17 protein-coding genes are annotated in these 17,406 nt (G+C 62.7%); 7 read left to right on the plus strand and 10 right to left on the minus strand.

The features are described from left to right. From livM to ONG87_RS02325, 4 genes are all read left to right on the plus strand, one after another. Nucleotides 1-1,305, plus strand: coding sequence for a high-affinity branched-chain amino acid ABC transporter permease LivM (gene livM / locus ONG87_RS02310; RefSeq protein WP_264382133.1), 1,305 nt, complete (start codon nt 1-3; stop codon nt 1,303-1,305). Next, nucleotides 1,302-2,177: an ABC transporter ATP-binding protein gene (locus ONG87_RS02315; RefSeq protein ID WP_122480349.1), complete on the plus strand. Its 876-nt coding sequence runs from the start codon at nt 1,302-1,304 to the stop codon at nt 2,175-2,177. Before livM ends, ONG87_RS02315 begins: the two co-directional genes overlap by 4 nt. Then, nucleotides 2,174-2,890: an ABC transporter ATP-binding protein gene (locus ONG87_RS02320; protein WP_122480348.1), complete on the plus strand. Its 717-nt coding sequence runs from the start codon at nt 2,174-2,176 to the stop codon at nt 2,888-2,890. The genes ONG87_RS02315 and ONG87_RS02320 overlap by 4 nt, the downstream gene beginning before the upstream one ends. Before the next feature lie 729 nt (nt 2,891-3,619). Then, on the plus strand, nt 3,620-4,387 hold the full coding sequence (locus tag ONG87_RS02325) for an SDR family oxidoreductase (protein WP_122480347.1): 768 nt from the start codon (nt 3,620-3,622) through the stop codon (nt 4,385-4,387). A gap of 12 nt (nt 4,388-4,399) precedes the next feature. On the opposite strand, the gene ONG87_RS02330 is transcribed toward ONG87_RS02325, so the two are convergent. The 7 genes from ONG87_RS02330 to ONG87_RS02360 form a co-directional block, all read right to left on the minus strand. Continuing rightward, nucleotides 4,400-5,488 (minus strand): AGE family epimerase/isomerase, encoded by a 1,089-nt coding sequence (locus ONG87_RS02330; protein WP_264382134.1) that lies wholly within the window; start codon nt 5,486-5,488, stop codon nt 4,400-4,402. Nucleotides 5,489-5,582: 94 nt separating this feature from the next. Further along, a complete protein-coding gene (locus ONG87_RS02335; protein WP_264382135.1) occupies nt 5,583-6,155 on the minus strand; it encodes a HupE/UreJ family protein in 573 nt (190 codons plus the stop codon). 57 nt (nt 6,156-6,212) lie between these two features. Next, nucleotides 6,213-6,827 (minus strand): urease accessory protein UreG, encoded by a 615-nt coding sequence (gene ureG / locus ONG87_RS02340; protein ID WP_264382136.1) that lies wholly within the window; start codon nt 6,825-6,827, stop codon nt 6,213-6,215. A 10-nt stretch (nt 6,828-6,837) separates the two neighbouring features. Further along, nucleotides 6,838-7,512: an urease accessory protein UreF gene (locus ONG87_RS02345; protein ID WP_185795297.1), complete on the minus strand. Its 675-nt coding sequence runs from the start codon at nt 7,510-7,512 to the stop codon at nt 6,838-6,840. Next, nucleotides 7,509-8,009: an urease accessory protein UreE gene (ureE, locus tag ONG87_RS02350; RefSeq protein ID WP_264382137.1), complete on the minus strand. Its 501-nt coding sequence runs from the start codon at nt 8,007-8,009 to the stop codon at nt 7,509-7,511. The genes ONG87_RS02345 and ureE overlap by 4 nt, the downstream gene beginning before the upstream one ends. 158 nt (nt 8,010-8,167) lie before the next feature. Then, entirely contained in the window at nt 8,168-8,794 is a 627-nt protein-coding gene (locus ONG87_RS02355) for a TetR family transcriptional regulator (RefSeq protein ID WP_122480341.1), read from the minus strand. A 147-nt stretch (nt 8,795-8,941) separates the two neighbouring features. Next, nucleotides 8,942-9,478: a hypothetical protein gene (locus tag ONG87_RS02360; RefSeq protein ID WP_264382138.1), complete on the minus strand. Its 537-nt coding sequence runs from the start codon at nt 9,476-9,478 to the stop codon at nt 8,942-8,944. 528 nt (nt 9,479-10,006) lie between these two features. On the opposite strand from ONG87_RS02360, the gene ONG87_RS02365 reads away from it, so the two are divergent. Then, nucleotides 10,007-12,079, plus strand: coding sequence for an AsmA family protein (locus ONG87_RS02365; protein WP_185795295.1), 2,073 nt, complete (start codon nt 10,007-10,009; stop codon nt 12,077-12,079). A gap of 381 nt (nt 12,080-12,460) precedes the next feature. Here ONG87_RS02365 and ONG87_RS02370 read toward each other — a convergent pair whose 3' ends face one another. Together ONG87_RS02370 and osmE are read right to left on the minus strand one after the other, a co-directional pair. Then, on the minus strand, nt 12,461-13,000 hold the full coding sequence (locus tag ONG87_RS02370; protein ID WP_264382139.1) for a bacterioferritin: 540 nt from the start codon (nt 12,998-13,000) through the stop codon (nt 12,461-12,463). A 169-nt stretch (nt 13,001-13,169) separates the two neighbouring features. Next, entirely contained in the window at nt 13,170-13,517 is a 348-nt protein-coding gene (gene osmE, locus ONG87_RS02375; protein ID WP_122480337.1) for an osmotically-inducible lipoprotein OsmE, read from the minus strand. Between the two features lie 238 nt (nt 13,518-13,755). On the opposite strand from osmE, the gene ONG87_RS02380 reads away from it, so the two are divergent. Beyond that, nucleotides 13,756-14,766: an AI-2E family transporter gene (locus ONG87_RS02380; RefSeq protein ID WP_122480336.1), complete on the plus strand. Its 1,011-nt coding sequence runs from the start codon at nt 13,756-13,758 to the stop codon at nt 14,764-14,766. Nucleotides 14,767-14,924: 158 nt separating this feature from the next. Here the strand turns inward: ONG87_RS02380 and ONG87_RS02385 are convergent, their stop codons facing one another. Beyond that, nucleotides 14,925-16,196, minus strand: coding sequence for an Hsp70 family protein (locus ONG87_RS02385; protein WP_264382140.1), 1,272 nt, complete (start codon nt 16,194-16,196; stop codon nt 14,925-14,927). Between the two features lie 235 nt (nt 16,197-16,431). On the opposite strand from ONG87_RS02385, the gene ONG87_RS02390 reads away from it, so the two are divergent. Beyond that, nucleotides 16,432-17,403: a DnaJ C-terminal domain-containing protein gene (locus tag ONG87_RS02390; protein WP_122480334.1), complete on the plus strand. Its 972-nt coding sequence runs from the start codon at nt 16,432-16,434 to the stop codon at nt 17,401-17,403. Nucleotides 17,404-17,406 lie beyond the last annotated feature (3 nt).

Here is a 17,406-nt window from a genome sequence, read left to right on the forward strand (position 1 = left end):
ATGTCCGCACCTACTGCCAAACCTATCGATATCAAGAAAAGCCTGGTCGACATGGTCATTGCCGGCCTGCTGGCGCTGATCGTGTTCGGCCCCATCGTCGGCATCGTGCTCGACGGCTACAGCTTCAACCTGCAACCGGCCCGCGTCGCCTGGCTGGTGGCAGCGGTGATGGCCGGGCGCTTCCTGCTCAGCCTGTTCCTGCAGACGCCGCGTGGCCGCAGCATTTCCCAGAGCTTCGAAAGCTCGGGGTCGGGCGTGCACGTGCTGCCGCCGGACTACAAGTCGCGGCTGCGCTTCATCATTCCAGCGCTGATCGTGATCGCCATCGTGTTCCCCATCTTCGCCAACAAGTACATCCTCACCGTGGTCATTCTCGGGTTGATCTATGTGTTGCTGGGCCTGGGCCTGAACATCGTGGTCGGGCTGGCCGGTCTGCTCGACCTGGGCTACGTGGCGTTCTATGCCATCGGCGCCTACGGCCTCGCATTGGGCTACCAGTACCTGGGCCTGGGCTTCTGGTCGGCGTTGCCGCTGGCCGCGATCGCGGCGGCGCTGGCGGGGTGCATACTGGGTTTCCCGGTGCTGCGAATGCACGGGGACTACCTGGCCATCGTGACCTTGGGCTTCGGCGAAATCATTCGCCTGGTGCTCAACAACTGGTTGTCGTTCACCGGCGGTCCCAATGGTGTGCCGGTACCTTCGCCCACCTTCTTCGGCCTGGAGTTCGGTCGTCGCGCCCGTGACGGCGGGGTGCCGATCCACGAGTACTTCGGCTTCGAATACAACCCCGACCTGAAATTCCTGTTCATTTACGCCGTGCTGTTCCTGGTGGTACTGGCCGTTCTCTACGTCAAGCATCGACTCACCCGCATGCCGTTAGGGCGTGCCTGGGAAGCCCTGCGCGAGGACGAGATCGCCTGCCGCTCGATGGGCCTGAACCACGTGTTGGTCAAGCTTTCGGCCTTCACCATCGGTGCCTCCACCGCAGGCCTGGCCGGGGTGTTCTTCGCCAGCTACCAGGGCTTCGTCAACCCGACCTCCTTCACCTTCTTCGAGTCGGCGCTGATCCTTGCCATCGTCGTGCTGGGCGGCATGGGCTCCACCGTGGGTGTGGTGATTGCTGCCTTCGTACTGACCGTGGCCCCGGAGCTGCTGCGCAGTTTCTCCGAGTACCGAGTATTGCTGTTTGGCGTATTGATGGTACTGATGATGATCTGGCGGCCACGTGGCCTGATCCGTATCAGCCGTACTGGCATCAAGCCAGTCAAGGGCGCATTGATCGACGCCAAGGGTACTACGCTATGAGTAACGAAGTCATTCTGTCGGTCGAGAAGTTGATGATGCATTTCGGTGGCATCAAGGCCTTGAGCGATGTCAGCCTGCAGGTCCGGCGCAACTCGATCTTCGCCCTGATCGGCCCCAACGGCGCCGGCAAGACCACCGTCTTCAACTGTCTCACCGGGTTCTACAAGGCCACCGGTGGACGCATCGAACTCAACGCTCGCGGCCAGAAGACCAATGTCATCAAGTTGCTGGGCGAGCCGTTCCAGGCTACCGATTTCGTCTCGCCACGCAGCTTCGCCAGCCGTGTCTGGTACAAGATGTTCGGCGGGACTCACCTGGTGAACCGCGCCGGGCTGGCCCGGACCTTCCAGAACATTCGTCTGTTCAAGGAAATGTCGGTGCTGGAAAACCTGCTGGTCGCCCAGCACATGTGGGTCAACCGCAACATGCTGGCAGGCATCCTCAACACCCGTGGTTATCGCAAGGCCGAAGAGGACGCTATCAAGACCGCGTTCTACTGGCTGGAAGTGGTGGACCTGGTGAACTGCGCCAACCGCTTGGCCGGTGAGCTTTCCTACGGCCAGCAACGGCGTCTGGAGATCGCCCGGGCCATGTGCACGCGGCCCCAGGTGATCTGCCTGGACGAACCGGCGGCGGGCCTCAACCCGCAGGAAACCGAGGCCCTGAGCGGCATGATCCGCCTGCTGCGTGACGAGCACGACATGACGGTGGTGCTGATCGAACACGACATGGGCATGGTGATGAGCATTTCCGACGACATCGTGGTACTGGACCATGGCAATGTGATCGCCAAGGGCGGGCCGGAGCAGATCCGCAACGACCCCAAGGTGATCGCGGCCTACCTGGGTGCCGAAGAGGAGGAGCTGGTATGAGTACGCCCATCCTCGAAATGAAGGAGATCGACGTTCACTACGGCCCGATCCAGGCGCTGAAGAAAGTCTCGCTGCACATCAACGAGGGCGAGACGGTCAGCCTGATCGGTTCCAATGGCGCGGGCAAGTCGACGCTGTTGATGTCGATTTTCGGCCAGCCGCGCGCCAGTGCGGGGCAGATCATCTACCGAGGTACCGACATCACCCAGAAGTCGTCCCACTACATCGCCTCCAACGGCATTGCCCAGTCGCCGGAAGGCCGCCGGGTGTTTCCCGACATGTCGGTGGAAGAAAACCTGATGATGGGTACCATCCCCATCGGCGACAAGCATTCGAGCGAAGACATGCAGCGCATGTTCGAGCTGTTTCCACGGCTCAAGGAACGGCGCAATCAGCGCGCCATGACCATGTCCGGAGGCGAGCAGCAGATGCTGGCCATCGCGCGCGCGCTGATGAGCCGGCCCAAGCTGTTGCTGCTCGACGAGCCGTCGCTGGGGCTGGCGCCGATCGTGGTCAAGCAGATCTTCTCGACCCTGCGCGAGCTGGCTCAGGGCGGCATGACCATCTTCTTGGTCGAGCAGAACGCCAACCACGCCCTGCGGCTTTCCGACCGTGCCTATGTGATGGTCAACGGCGAGATCCGTCTGACCGGCACGGGGCGTGAGTTGTTGAGCAACGACGAGGTGCGCAACGCGTATCTGGGCGGGCATTGAGCAGACGTGAAAGGCTTGCCGAACGCCCCGTCAGGGGCGTTTTTCGTCACCCTGCCCAATTGTGGAAAACAAATTCGCTGCAGTGTCAAAGTGCGACATAAAACCACTGTTGGTCACCGAAATGCCACAAAGCACGCTTGTCCCCAATTGCTGTGGAACCGGTTGTGGACAAGTTGGTGGTATACCTCTGCAGGCCACGGTATACGGGGCCTGCAGTCAGTTGATCAAAAATCGAACAGCAGGTTGGACAGTCGCGCGAACGGGCTTTGTCAACTGTTTTATCCACCGTGCCAATCAGAGTGACAGCACTCGCACAGGCTGTGGATAAGTCTGTGAACAAGCCTTGGAAATACTTCGAAAAGTGGCGGTTTCACTGGCGTTGCGCCTTTGGTCATATGACCACTGCAGACGCAGTGCCGTGCCTGCATGCGCAATACACCTCACCGGTCAAGCCAAAAAATTCTAATGGCTCCCGGCCAGCTTGGCCTCCGGGGTCGCCGTGCAGAAGGGAGTTGCCCCCAATCTCTGTGGAACGGCTTGTGGATAAGTTGCGGGTAACCGCACTGGGACCCGCAACCACAAGGGTCTGCGGGCGCTGTTCGATTATTGATCAGTTGCATACGGCCCGTACGCCGGGCATTCTGCAAAACCCCATTCACGGTGGCGACGGTTCGAACGGCCTGCGCATTGCGTGGGCACGCTCCGTGGCTACCCCCGCAGGAGACCCGCATGACTTCCACGGTATTCATCACTGGCGCCACGTCCGGATTTGGCGAAGCCTGCGCGCGACGTTTCGCCGAGGCAGGCTGGTCGCTGATTCTCACCGGCCGTCGCGAAGAGCGCCTGATGGCGCTGAGCGAAGAGCTGTCGGCAAAGACGCGGGTGCATCCGCTGGTGCTCGATGTGCGCGACAGAAAGGCCATGGAGGCAGCGATTGCCGGGTTGCCCGAGGAGTTCGCCAGCATCAGCGGGTTGGTCAACAACGCCGGCCTGGCCTTGGGTGCCGATCCTGCACCCAAGTGCGATCTGGACGACTGGGACACCATGGTCGATACCAACGTCAAGGGCCTGATCTACGCGACGCGGCTGTTGCTGCCGCGCCTGATTGCCCACGGCAAGGGGGCTACCATCGTCAACCTGGGTTCGGTGGCGGGCAATTACCCGTATCCCGGCAGCCATGTGTACGGCGCCACCAAGGCTTTCGTTGGGCAATTCTCGTTGAGTCTGCGCTGTGACCTGCAGGGCACCGGCGTGCGCGTCACCAACCTGGAACCCGGGATGTGCGAAAGCGAGTTCTCACTGGTGCGTTTCGGCGGCGACCAGGCACGCTACGACGCCACCTATGCCGGCGCCAATCCGATCCAGCCGCAGGACATCGCCGAAACCATCCACTGGATTCTGACCCAGCCGGCGCACATCAACATCAACAGTCTGGAAGTGATGCCGGTCACGCAATCGTGGGCCGGCTTCGCCGTGGAGCGTCCTGGCAAGGCTTGATCGGCCCTGGCGTCAGAGGAACGCCTGCAGGCCCTGGTAGCAGGTCAGCAGGTGGTAGGGGGTGGTCGATGGCATGTCCGTGCGGCTGACCACCCCGGTGCCATCGCGGCATTCGTGCCAGCCGCCGGGGTGCAGGAAGCGCTCGCGCAGTACCTGCAACTGCGCGGCCACCGCCGCACCGGGCTGCAAGGTCAGCGCCCGCAGGTATTCGGCCTGTGCCCAGATACGCTGGGTGGCGTCCAGCACCTGGCCATCGAGCGTGAGCATGCCTGTGACCACGCCGTCCCGAACGCCCGTGCGTTGTGCATAGGTGAAGGCGCGCTGCAGGGAAAAGTGCAGCGCACTGCCCTGCAACAGCGGTGAGGTCTGCACGAGGAACAGCCATTCGAACTGATGACCGGGCTCGAACCAGTTATCCACCGCTCCGCGCGGCTTCTCCAGCATGATCCCGTGTTCGGGCTCCACGAAACGCGCCTGCATCGCTTCGCAGAGGGCCTGCAGCGCCCTCTGCGTGGGTGGGTCGTCACGCACTGCCAGGGTTGCCAGGAAGCCCTCGGCCAGGTGCATCAAGGGGTTCTGCAGTGGGCCGGTGCCCAGGTTGGCCCAGCCTTCGCCGAGCACGGCTTCGTAGAGCCCATCATCTGTGGAAAAGCGCGTGGCGATGACCTCGAGGGCGGCACTGAGCACCGATTCCACCAGCGGTTCGCGCACCTTGGCCCAGTAGTGCGCACAGGCGAAGACAATGAACGCGTGGGTGTAGAGATCCTTGCGTCGATCCAGCGGGCGGCCCTGGGCGTCGATGCTGTAGAACCAGCCGCCGTGTTCGGCGTCGTGGAAATGCCGTTGCAGGGAACGGAACAGGGTGGCGGCGTGTTCGCGCGCACCGGGTTGCTCGATCAGGCTGGAAAAGACATACAGTTGGCGGGCGCAGGCCATGGCGCGGTAGCGCTGCACCGGCAACGGCTGGCCGGCAGCGCTCACCGCTTCGAACGGCAGGCCGAGTTCGCTATCGAAGCCAGCGCCTTGCCACAACGGCAATACGATTTCGCGAAAGTGCGCTTGGGTGGCCGCCAGGGCGGCGTGCAGCGTTGGGTCGGGCATTGGCGGGATCATCGGAGGCGTTTTGCGCGACATGGTAGCAGGTGTCGGCCACGGCTCCTAAAGCAAGGCCCCCGGACAGAGGGCCGCGCCGCGATCAGCCGGCCAGTAGCCAGGCACCGGTCAACGCCGACAGAGCACCGGCAACGCGTACCAGTGGCGCGGCTGCCGTTGGCAGGAACCGAACGACGGCATAACCCGCCGCATGCAGTGCTGCGGTCGCCATGACGAAACCGGCAGCATAGGCAACCGGGCTGGACATCTCCGGCAATTCCAGGCCGTGAGCGACGCCGTGGAACAATGCGAACAGCGCAGTGGCCACCACCGCCAAGGCTAACGGTGGCCGCACGGCCAGTGCCACGGCCAGGCCCAGGGCCAGTACCGAGGCGGCAATGCCGCTTTCCAGTGCAGGCAGTTGCAGGCCGGCAAAACCCAGCAGGCCACCGATCAGCATGGTGCCGACGAAGGTGCAGGGCAGGGCCCAGCGTGCCGCGCCTTGCTGCTGCGCCGCCCACAGGCCGACGGCGAGCATGGCCAGCAGGTGGTCGAGGCCACCCAGGGGGTGACCGATGCCGGCCAGCAGGCCATTGTCGCCGTGTCCCGGATGAGCGAAGGCCACCGCCGGTGTCAGCAGCAGGGCTGCGCAGGTGAGAAGCGTCTTGAAGGTCATGCGGGTCTGTTCCTTATCGTCGTGTTCACGGTAGTTGCGGGCAAGGGTGCGCTGGGTTCAGGCGGCGTCGAGCAGGCCTTGGCGTTCGATGAAGGCAATGATCTGTTCCAGGCCCTGACCGGTCTTCTGGTTGCTGAAGACGAACGGCTTGTCGCCGCGCATGCGTCGGGTGTCGCTGTCCATCATTTCCAACGAGGCCCCTACCAGCGGCGCCAGGTCGATCTTGTTGATCACCAGCAGGTCGGACTTGCAGATGCCAGGGCCGCCCTTGCGCGGCAGCTTGTCGCCGGCGGACACGTCGATCACGTAGATGGTCAGGTCCGACAGCTCGGGGCTGAAGGTGGCGGACAGGTTGTCCCCACCCGATTCCACGAGGATCAGGTCCAGGCCCGGAAAGCGCCGGTTGAGCTGGTCCACGGCTTCCAGATTGATGGAGGCGTCTTCGCGAATGGCGGTGTGCGGGCAGCCACCGGTTTCCACACCGATGATGCGCTCGGGCGCCAGGGCCTGGTTGCGCACCAGGAAGTCGGCGTCTTCGCGGGTGTAGATATCGTTGGTGACCACGGCCAGGTTGTAGCGCTCGCGCAGGGCCAGGCACAAGGCCAGGGTCAGCGCGGTCTTGCCAGAGCCTACCGGGCCTCCGATACCGACACGCAGGGGTTGGGTACTCATGGTGACTCTCCTAGGAACGGAACAGGCGGCTGTACTGGCGCTCGTGGGCCATGCTCGCCAATGACAGGCCGAAAGCGGCGCTGCCGTAGTGTCGGGGATCCAGTTCGGTGGCTGCGAACTGGGCCTGCTGCAGCGTCGGCAGCAGTTGTGTGGTAAGTCGCTGAGCAGCCTGCTGGCCCAGGGGCAGGGTCTTCATGAGCACCGCCAGCTGGTTTTCCAGCCAACTCCACAGCCAGGCCGCAAGGGCATCCTGCGCAGGGATGTTCCAGGCGCGCGCGGCCAGTGCCCAGCCCAGGGCCAGGTGGGGCTCTTCGATCTGAGCCAGATAGTGGCGGGCCGTAATGTCCAGTTCGGCAAGGCCGAGCAGCAGTTGCTTGAGCGAATAGCCCATTTGCCGGCTTTCGAGTTGCAGCTCGCGGGTTTCGCGGCTCGAGCGATGTTCGGCACCTAGCTCCAGCAGTTGTCCCCAGTCCTCTTCGGCGGCAGCCACGCAGTGGGCCAGCAGCAGGGGCGCCTCGAAACGGGCCAGGTTGAGCAGCAGTTGGTCGGCGATCCAGCGATGGGCGCTTTGCGCATCGGTCACCGTGCCGTTTTCCACGGCCATCTCCAGGCCCTGCGAGTAGCTGTAGCCACCGATCGGCAGTTGCGGGCTGGCCAGGCGCAGCAGGGCCCAGGCGTTGTTCACGTGCGCACGCCGAACTGGTGCAGTTTGGGCGCGTAGTTGAAGTCTTCCTCGCCATGGCGCGAATGGTGATGGCCACCGCCATAGGCGCCATGTTCGGGATGAAAAGGTGCCAGCAGGGGTTGGGTCTGGGCGCCGAGTTGTTCGAGCATGGCCTTGAGCACGTAGTCGTCGAGCAGGCGCAGCCAGCCGTCACCCACCTGCAGGGCCACGTGGCGGTTGCCCAGATGGTAGGCGGCGCGGGTCAGCTCGAAGGCGCTGCTGCAACTGACATGCAGCAGCGCCTCGGGACGTGCGCAGACCCGCACCACGCGGCCGTCTTCGGCCTGCAGGCACTCGCCGTCGTGCAACGGAGGTTGACCGCGTTCCAGAAACAGGCCGACGTCTTCACCTTCGGCACTGAAACAGCGCAGGCGACTCTTGCTGCGGGCTTCGAAGTTGAGGTGCAGTTCGGCAGCCCATTGGCTTGCGGGCGCGATTCTGCGATGGATAACCAGCATTGGACGTTTCCATTGAAGGGCAGTGGCCAATGCAGAGCAAGTGTCTTGCCAACCGGTAGTGAGCTAACGGGGCTGCGGGATCAGGATCAACGAGACTCGGCGCAATGCACTGGTGCGGTGCGTAGCGGCTTGAGACGCACCAATTCGAGGCGAGCGAGTTATTGGTTGAGGCCTTTCCAATATTTGGCGCCGATGAAAATGAAGCGCAGTTGCTGGCCGATCTTCGCCTCGGGGGTCAGGTGGGCCGGCAGGTCGGCAGCGGGTGGGTCGATCAGTTCGGGAAGCGTGGCAAACACGGCCTTGACGACAAGGTCGGCCATCACCTGCAGTGACGCGCTGCTCAGGTGCTGCCATTTGGGCATGGACCCCAGATCGGTGGCCAAGTCGGCGCTGATGCCGGCGCGCAAAGTGGCAATGGCCTGGCGCACGGGCAGGGACCCTCCGTATTGCTCGCGGGCGAGGAACAGGAATTGCGGGCGATTGGCAGCCACTCCGTCGAGAAAGATGCGGACGGAAGCCGCCGTGAGGCCGCCGACCACTATTTCATGGTGACGAACCAGGCGCAGCGTGGCGCGGAACGTGGCGTCGACTTCGTTGACCAGGGCCAGGCCGAGCTGATCCATGTCGTCGAAATGGCGATAGAAACCGGTAGGTACGATGCCAGCAGCCTTGGCGACTTCGCGCAGGCTGATACTGCCGAAGCCTCGACCGGCCGCCATCAGTTGGCGTGCAGCTTCGAGGAGGGCGAGACGGGTCTGCTGTTTCTGTTCGGCGCGAGGCAACATCGACGGAGCTTCTGTGAAGGACAGCGAAGAACTCTAGCAAATTGACAGGCGGGGCGTCGAACCAAGCGGGTGCAGCGATGGATTACGCGGAGGTGGCAAGCCCGGCTTGGGGAGGCCGGGCTTCGTCGGATACCTCAAACCGCTGCCTCATGCGTTGGCTTGGTCTTGACGATCGAGCAGACGCTGCGAGCCGTTCTCGGCGAAGGTACCTTGTGGGGTGCGATCCGAACCGTCTTCAGCGAAAGTGGCCTGTGGCGTGCGGTCGGAGCCGTTCTCGGCGAAGGTGCCTTGTGGGGTGCGATCCGAACCGTCTTCAGCGAAAGTAGCCTGTGGCGTGCGGTTGGAGCCGTTCTCGGCGAAGGTGCCTTGTGGAGTGCGATCCGAACCGTCTTCGGCGAACGTGGCCTGTGGCGTGCGGTCGGAGCCGTTCTCGGCGAAGGTGCCTTGTGGCGTGCGATCCGAACCGTCTTCAGCGAAAGTAGCCTGTGGCGTGCGGTCGGAGCCGTTCTCGGCGACAGCGCCTTGTGGAGTGCGGTCGGAACCGTCTTCCGCCAGGTAGGGCTGGCTGAAGCTGGCAGCGCTGGAACGCAGTTCGGCGGAAACACTTTGATCGGCGGCTGGCATGGCGAAGGCGTTGGCAGCGAGGACCGAGAGAGTCAGGGAAAGCAGCAATTGGCGTTTCATGATGGTGGCGCTCCTTGGGAGGGCAGTAATTGGGTACAGAGCCAATGCTACTCTTTGAAATTCGATAGAAAAGTTCATAAAGGCAATGGTAACAATCAACGAAAATGATGTTTTGCCGCGAGGGCTCTAAATCGAGGGTTTCAGTGCACCAGCACAGTGAATTCTCGGGCCCTGAGCACCGTTGTCGAGCGTCACCATCGGTAACGTCGATGAAGGAGCGACGCTGAAATCCTGTAGCAGCGGCGCGAGCCGCGTCCTGGTTGACCGCGTTGTATCAGGCAGATCGCATGCACCGCTGACGCGGCTTGCGCCGGTGCTACAGGGAGTAGACCGCGATCCCTGTAGCAGCGGCGCGAGCCGCGTCCGGGTTCATCGCATTGAATCAGGCACACAGCATCCGCCGTTGAAGCGGCTCGCGTCCGGGCTCGAAAAAGCCAAAAACTAAACCCTCGAGGCGTTTATCAGTCCTACCCTTGTTAGGTAGCACCCCCTGTGCTCGCGGGAGCACGCAGTCTCAAGGAGCCCGCAATGACGCGCCCACGTAAAATCATCGCCTGGACCCTGGGCAGCCTGTTGGTCCTGCTGGTGATATTGGTGGTGGTGATCGCCACCTTCGATTGGAATCGAATCAAGCCCACGCTCAACGAAAAAGTGTCCGAGGCCCTGCATCGCCCTTTCGCCATCAATGGCGACCTGGCTGTGCATTGGCAGCGCGAAACGGATGAGGGCGGCTGGCGTGCCTGGGTGCCATGGCCGCGCTTCGTCGCCCAGGACATCACCCTGGGCAACCCCGACTGGTCGCAGAAGCCCCAGATGGCGAGCCTGCAGAAGGTCGAGTTTCGTCTCTCGCCCCTGCCTTTGCTGGCCCAGCGGGTGGTCATACCGCGTATCGACCTGACCGGGCCCGACGTAGCCCTGCAGCGCCTGGCGGATGGGCGCGCCAACTGGACCTTTCAGTTCGACGAAAAAGACCCCGATGCCGAGCCCTCCAAGTGGGTCATGGACATCGGTGCCATAGGCTTCGACAAAGGCGTAGTGGCTTTCGACGACCAGACGCTCAAGACCTCGGTCAAGGTGTTGATCGATCCATTGGGCAAGCCCATCGCGTTCAGCGATATCGTCGGCAGCGGTGCGGCCAAGAAAGTCGCCGACCAGGGCGCCAGTGCCCAGGATTATGCCTTCGGCTTCAAGGTCGATGGCCGCTACAAGGACCTGCCGCTGTCGGGGTCGGGCAAGATCGGCGGGCTGCTGGCGCTGCAGGATGCAACGCGACCGTTTCCAGTGCAGGTCGACGTGCGCATTGCCGATACCCGCGCAGCGGTTGCCGGTACCCTGACCGACCCACGCAATCTCGGTGCCCTTGACCTGCGCCTGCGCCTGAGTGGCAGCAGCCTGGGCAACCTGTATCCACTGACCGGGGTGACCCTGCCGGATTCGCCTGCGTACGAAACCGACGGGCACTTGCTGGTCAAACTGCACGAGCCCGGCGGCGCGTCGTTCCGCTATGAAGGCTTCAACGGCAAGATCGGCAACAGCGACATCCACGGTGATCTGGGCTTCGTCGCCAGTCAGCCAAGGCCCAAGCTGAGCGGCGCGCTGGTCTCGAACCAGTTGCTGTTTGCCGACCTCAAGCCTTTGATCGGCGCTGACTCCAATACCGAGCAGAAGGCTCGTGGCGGCGCAAGCAAGCAACCCACCGGCAAGGTGTTGCCAGTCGAAGAGTTCAAGACCGACCGCTGGCGTGCCATGGACGCCGATGTCGAATTTACCGGACGCAAGATCGTCCACAGCGAAGAATTGCCGTTCACCGATCTGTACACCCATGTGGTGTTGAACGACGGCAACCTGCGCCTGGAACCTCTGCGCTTTGGCGTGGCCGGCGGCAAGCTGGATGCACAGATCTCGCTGAACGGGCGCACTACGCCGTTGCAGGGCAGGGCCAAACTGACCGCCCGCGGGTTTCAGCTCAAGCAGCTGTTTCCCACGTTCGAACCCATGCGCACCAGCTTCGGCCAGCTCAACGGCGATGCCGACATCACCGGTACCGGTAATTCAGTCGCAGCGCTACTGGGTTCGGCAGATGGCAATTTGAAGATGCTGGTCAATGATGGTGCCGTGAGCCGCGACCTGATGGAGATTGCCGGGCTCAATGTCGGTAACTACCTGGTGGGCAAGATCTTCGGCGACAAGGAAGTGGAGATCAACTGTGCGGCGGCCTCGCTGGGCATCAAGAACGGGCTGGCCAGCACCGATCTGTTCGTTTTCGATACCGAGAACGCGATCATCTACGTCGACGGCACGGTGAATTTCAAGCAGGAACAACTGGACCTGAAGATATCGCCGGAATCGAAGGGTTTCCGCCTGCTGTCGCTGCGCTCGCCGTTGTATGTGCGCGGCCCGTTCGCCAAGCCCAATGCTGGGGTGCAAGCCGTGCCACTGCTGCTGCGCGGCGCGGGCATGATTGCGCTGGGCGCTACCATCGGGCCGGCGGCCGGGTTGCTGGCACTGGTCGCGCCTAGTGGCGGTGAGCCGAACCAGTGCACGCCATTGCTCGAACAGATGAAGTCGGGCAAGGCGCCCAAGACGGTGCCTGCTTCCTGAGGCTCGGTTGGAAGGCGGCTCCCCCGGAATGACCCGCACCTGTGTGGGAGCGGGCTCTGCCCGCGAAGCGGTCGCCGCGGTGTGTCAGTTGAGCCGAGTCGTGTTTTCGCGGCCACGGACCGCTCCTACAAGCAGGCGCGGTATTCCTGTAGGAGCGGTCATCGGCCGCGAAACGGGCTTTGCGGTGTATCAGGTGAATCGAGGCGCGCCCTTCGCGGCCACGGACCGCTCCTACAAGCATGCGCGGTACTCCTGTAGGAGCGGTCATCGGCCGCGAAACGGGCCTTGCGGTGTATCAGTTGAAGCACATCTCCGCTGACGCGGCCGTCAGGCACAAAAAAGCCAGAACCTGAGTTCTGGCTTGGGACTCGCGGCAGGCTGTTACAGCGAGCCGTAGATGTCCGCCATGTCATCGGCGTGTTCTTCTTCCTGAGCCAGGATGTCTTCGAAGATACGGCGAGTGGTAGGGTCTTTGTCGCCGATGTACTGGATGATTTCGCGGTAGCTGTCGACGGCGATCCGCTCGGCCACCAGGTCTTCGTAGACCATTTCCTTCAGGCTGTTGCCAGCCACGTACTGGGCGTGGGAATTCTTGCTCAGCAGGTCCGGGTTGAACTCCGGCTCGCCGCCCAGCTGCACGATACGTTCAGCCAGCTTGTCGGCGTGCTCGGCTTCCTGTTCGGCGTGCTCGAGGAACTCGTCGGCCGCAATGCTGGCCTTCAAACCACTGGCCATGAAGTAATGGCGCTTGTAGCGCAGCACGCATACCAGCTCTGTCGCCAGCGAGCTGTTGAGCAGCTTGATGATCTCTTCGCGGTTGGCATCGTAGCCTTCGGTGACCGCGCCGTTCTCGACACCTTGGCGCGCACGGGCACGCAGTACATCGACGGGAGTCAATTTGGAAGTTTCTAGGTCGATCATGTTCGTCTCCAGCTATACGGTTTTGGCCGTCGCGCTCTGTTGCCCCGAATTCGGGGCCCGGCGGGATCGGTACAGAAGTCTCGCTACACAGATGTGAGTCGTGGCGGCGACGAAAAGTTTTATTACAAATGGCCCGGGGAGGGCGTTTCGTCAGCCGCCTGGGGCAGGGTTACGGTGCGGTTTCGTTGAGCTTGCGTTGCTCGCAAGTCATGAAGCCCTTGGTGGCCACGTGGCCGGAGCTGTCGAAACTCACGTAGTAAGGCTGCTGATGGCCTTCACGGGTCAGGATGTAGTTATTGCAGGTGCCGTACATGGAGTTGGCAGTGCCGGCAACGACGGTCGAAGGCGTGCCGCCGATGGCCAGCACCTGTTGCATGGTCATGCCTTTCTCGACCTGCTTGACCAGTGGCGCGTCACGGTAGGTCACGAAGTCCACCGGGTTCTGCACCGTGGTGTTCGATGAACAGCCAGCCAGCGCGGCTACGGCAAAGAGTGCTGCCAAGGATTGCTTGTACATGGGGAGTCGCTCCTTCGATGGGCCGTGAGTGGCCCCGTGATGCTTTGAGCGCATCGACCGCGCGATAGTTCTGAAATCTTTCAGGCAGCAAAGCGTCTGCAGGGCCGTTGAAGACGGGCTGCGGCGGAAAACAAATGACGCAATTTAGCCGGGGCTCGGCATGCGTCCGCCTACTGGCCCTTCGCTCACAACGCTGGCAGACTGCCTGTCCTTTCGAATCGCTCGCTTCTGAGGCTTTATGCCCATGTTTTCTTCGCGTCAAGTGCTGATCGCCAGCTGGATTCTGGTGTTCGGCGGCCTTCTGCTGGTCTTGCCGATGCGCTTGCTGCCGAGCTTGCTGGCTGGCCTGCTGGTATTCGAACTGGTCAACATGCTCACGCCGCAACTGGAGCGACTGATTGCCGGGCGGCGTGCACGGTGGGTGGCGGTGGCGTTGCTGGGCACCTTGGTGGTGAGCAGCCTGGCGTTGCTGTTCGCCGGCGTCATCAGTTTCATCCTGCACGAGGCAGAAAACCCTGGTGCTTCGCTGAACAAGTTCATGGGCGTGGTGGATCGCGCCCGCGGCCAATTGCCGCCTTTCATCGACGCCTACCTGCCGGCCAGTGCCGCCGAGTTTCGGGTGGCTATCAGCGGCTGGCTGAGCAAGCACCTGAGCGATCTGCAACTGGTGGGCAAGGATGCGGCGCACATGTTCGTGACCTTGCTGATCGGCATGGTACTGGGCGCCATCATCGCCCTGCAGGCGATCCCCGATCCCGAAAACCGCAAGCCATTGGCCGCGGCGCTGTTCGACCGCCTGGCCCTGCTGGTGCGAGCCTTTCGCAATATCGTTTTCGCGCAGATCAAGATTTCACTGCTGAACACCTTCTTTACCGCCATTTTCCTGGCCGTGGTGTTGCCGCTGTGCGGGATCAAGCTGCCGCTGACCAAGACCCTCATCGTGCTGACCTTCCTGCTCGGGTTGTTGCCGGTGATCGGCAACCTGATCTCGAACACGCTGATCACCATTGTCGGGCTGTCGCTGTCGATCTGGGTAGCGGTTGCGGCGCTGGGCTATCTGATACTGATCCACAAGGTCGAGTACTTCCTCAACGCGCGGATCGTGGGCGGTCAGATCAGCGCCAAGTCATGGGAACTGCTGCTGGCCATGCTGATATTCGAGGCAGCGTTCGGACTGCCCGGGGTGGTGGCGGGGCCGATCTATTATGCCTATCTGAAAAGCGAGTTGAGGCAGGCGCAGTTGGTCTAGGGTTCACTGGCCTCTGCCCGCGAAGAGGGCTCGCCGCCCGCCCCGCTCCCACAGGTATTGAGGGAATGGGCATTGTAGAAATGGGCATTGTAGAAATGGGCATTGTAGGAATGGGCATTGTGGGAGCGGGCTCTGCCCGCGAAGAGGCCGGACCTGCCTTACTCGGTGCCGTAGCGCTTGCGCGCCTCGATGGCCAGGCCGCTGCCGATGCTGCCGAAGATATTGCCTTCCACATGCCGCGCGTTGGGCAGCATGGCCGCCACGCCATGGCGCAGGACCGGGATACCGCTGGAGCCGCCGGTAAAGAACACCGTGTCGACCTGCTCCACGCTCACGCCTGCCCGGTTCAGCAACTCGGACACACTGCCACGCACCCGTTCGAGCAGGCCGTCGATGGCGGCTTCGAACAAGGCCCGGCTCAGCTCCACGCTCAGCCCCGGCTCGATGCGGTCCAGTGGCAGGTGACGACCGGCAGCTTGCGTCAGCTGGATCTTGGTTTCCTCGACTTCCATCGCCAACCAGTGCCCGGCTTTCTGCTCGATCAGCTTGAACAGGCGGTCGATACCGTCCGTGTCCTGGATGTCGTAGCGCATGCTGGCCAGAGCTAGTTGCGCCTTCTGCAGGTACACCGAGTTGATCGTGTGCCAGGTCGCCAGGTTCATGTGGTGGCTGGTCGGCATGAAGGCGCCGCTCTTCATCCGGCTGCCATAGCCGAACAGCGGCATGACGCCCTGCAGGCTGAGCTGCTTGTCGAAGTCGGTGCCGCCGATGTGCACGCCTCCGGTGGCCAGGATGTCGTCCACGCGGTTGTCCAGCGCACGTCGCTCGGGTGCCAGGCGCACCAGGGAAAAGTCGGAGGTACCACCGCCAATGTCGACGATCAGCACCAGCTCCTCACGCTCGATGGTGGACTCGTAGTCGAACGCCGCTGCAATCGGCTCGAACTGGAAGGACACGTCCTTGAAGCCGATCTTTTTCGCCACCTCGGCCAAGGTGTCTTCGGCTTCCTGGTCGGCGGCCGCGTCGTCGTCGACGAAGTGCACCGGTCGCCCCAGCACGACCTGGTCGAACTCACGCCCGGCGTTGGCTTCGGCGCGCTGTTTGAGCTCGCCGATGAACAGGCCCAGCAAGTCCTTGAACGGCATCGCCGTGCCCAGCACACTGGTGTCGTGCTTGATCAGCTTGGAACCGAGCAGGCTCTTGAGCGATCGCATCAGGCGGCCTTCGTAGCCTTCCAGGTATTCGTGCAGCGCCAGACGCCCGTACACTGGACGCCGCTCTTCGAAGTTGAAGAAGATCACCGAGGGCAGGGTGATCTTGCCGTCTTCCAGGACGATCAGCGTCTCGCTGCCCGGGCGGTGCCAGCCGACAGTGGAGTTGGAAGTACCGAAGTCGATGCCGCAGGCGCGGGCCGGGGATGCGTTTTTCATGGCAAGGCGGGTCTGTTCAAAAAACGGCCGCGCAGTGTATGCCAGTTGCGTACAGAATCAAGGCCTGCGACCGCCTTGAAAGCGCGCCGGCGGCCCCAACCTTCTAGCCATCGACCGCGCTGTACAACCCACTGTTCACATCCAGTGGCCTGCAGCCGATAAACTTCCCATGCGTTGCCGAGTCCGACCAGTAGGCGCGGGCGGCGCGCATTCGCTCATTGATGGTGATGCTTAGATGGATTTCAAAGACTATTACAAGATTCTGGGCGTCGAGCCGACAGCGGACGAAAAGGCGATCAAGACCGCCTACCGCAAGCTGGCGCGCAAATATCACCCCGACGTCAGCAAGGAAAAGGACGCCGAAGACAAGTTCAAGGAGGCCAGTGAGGCCTATGAGGCGCTGAGCAATGCGGACAAGCGCGCCGAATACGACGAGCTGCGCAAGTATGGCCAGCATGGCCGTCCGTTCCAGGGCCCGCCCGGTTGGCAGGGTCGCGGTGGCGGTGGTTTCCATGAAGAGAACGCAGGCGACTTCTCCGATTTCTTCAGCACCATCTTCGGTAACGGCGGTGGTCGTGGTGATCCCGGTGGCAATCCGTTCGGCCGTGGCGGTCAACAGCGCAGCGCAGCGCGCAAAGGTCAGGACGTGGAAATGGAACTGACCGTGTCGCTCGAGGAAACCCTGGCCGAGGAATCGAAGAAGATCAGCTTCAAGGTGCCGCAGTACAGCGCCGCTGGCCAGCGACTGACCGATGTGGTCAAGAACCTCAACGTGAAGATTCCCGCAGGCGTCGCCGACGGCGAGCGCATGCGCCTCAAGGGCCAGGGCGCGCCCGGCGTTGCGGGCGGTGCCAGCGGCGATCTGTTTCTGACCTTGCGTCTGGCGGCCCACCCTCTGTTCGAGGTGGACGCTCCCGACCTGGTCATCCAGGTACCGCTGGCGCCTTGGGAAGTTGCGTTGGGCACCAAGGTCGCGGTGCCTACGCTGACCGGGCGGATCAACCTGACGATTCGCCCGGACAGCCAGAACGGCCAGCGCCTGCGTGTCAAAGGCATGGGCCTGAAGAACAAGCTTGGCGGCCGCGGCGACCTGTTCGCCCAGCTGAAAGTGGTGATGCCCACGCAGGCCGACGAATCCACTCGCGCGGCCTGGGCCGAGCTGGCCAGGCACGCCGAGTTCGACCCGCGCGAGAACTGGGGACGCTGATAC

It is taken from the genome of Pseudomonas sp. MM227 (genome assembly GCF_947090715.1).
Lineage (GTDB): Bacteria > Pseudomonadota > Gammaproteobacteria > Pseudomonadales > Pseudomonadaceae > Aquipseudomonas > Aquipseudomonas baltica.

What these genes read in the sequence shown, in the direction of transcription:
- ONG87_RS02355 (WP_122480341.1), bottom strand. Translation starts at nt 8,794, where the DNA reads ATGTTGCCTCGCGCCGAACAGAAACAGCAGACCCGTCTCGCCCTCCTC.
- ONG87_RS02360 (WP_264382138.1), bottom strand. Translation starts at nt 9,478, where the DNA reads ATGAAACGCCAATTGCTGCTTTCCCTGACTCTCTCGGTCCTCGCTGCC.
- ONG87_RS02385 (WP_264382140.1), bottom strand. Translation starts at nt 16,196, where the DNA reads ATGAAAAACGCATCCCCGGCCCGCGCCTGCGGCATCGACTTCGGTACT.
- ureE (WP_264382137.1), bottom strand. Translation starts at nt 8,009, where the DNA reads ATGCTGGTTATCCATCGCAGAATCGCGCCCGCAAGCCAATGGGCTGCC.
- ureG (WP_264382136.1), bottom strand. Translation starts at nt 6,827, where the DNA reads ATGAGTACCCAACCCCTGCGTGTCGGTATCGGAGGCCCGGTAGGCTCT.
- ONG87_RS02365 (WP_185795295.1), top strand. Translation starts at nt 10,007, where the DNA reads ATGACGCGCCCACGTAAAATCATCGCCTGGACCCTGGGCAGCCTGTTG.
- livM (WP_264382133.1), top strand. Translation starts at nt 1, where the DNA reads ATGTCCGCACCTACTGCCAAACCTATCGATATCAAGAAAAGCCTGGTC.
- ONG87_RS02380 (WP_122480336.1), top strand. Translation starts at nt 13,756, where the DNA reads ATGCCCATGTTTTCTTCGCGTCAAGTGCTGATCGCCAGCTGGATTCTG.
- ONG87_RS02335 (WP_264382135.1), bottom strand. Translation starts at nt 6,155, where the DNA reads ATGACCTTCAAGACGCTTCTCACCTGCGCAGCCCTGCTGCTGACACCG.
- ONG87_RS02370 (WP_264382139.1), bottom strand. Translation starts at nt 13,000, where the DNA reads ATGATCGACCTAGAAACTTCCAAATTGACTCCCGTCGATGTACTGCGT.
- ONG87_RS02320 (WP_122480348.1), top strand. Translation starts at nt 2,174, where the DNA reads ATGAGTACGCCCATCCTCGAAATGAAGGAGATCGACGTTCACTACGGC.
- ONG87_RS02390 (WP_122480334.1), top strand. Translation starts at nt 16,432, where the DNA reads ATGGATTTCAAAGACTATTACAAGATTCTGGGCGTCGAGCCGACAGCG.
- osmE (WP_122480337.1), bottom strand. Translation starts at nt 13,517, where the DNA reads ATGTACAAGCAATCCTTGGCAGCACTCTTTGCCGTAGCCGCGCTGGCT.
- ONG87_RS02315 (WP_122480349.1), top strand. Translation starts at nt 1,302, where the DNA reads ATGAGTAACGAAGTCATTCTGTCGGTCGAGAAGTTGATGATGCATTTC.
- ONG87_RS02325 (WP_122480347.1), top strand. Translation starts at nt 3,620, where the DNA reads ATGACTTCCACGGTATTCATCACTGGCGCCACGTCCGGATTTGGCGAA.
- ONG87_RS02330 (WP_264382134.1), bottom strand. Translation starts at nt 5,488, where the DNA reads ATGCCCGACCCAACGCTGCACGCCGCCCTGGCGGCCACCCAAGCGCAC.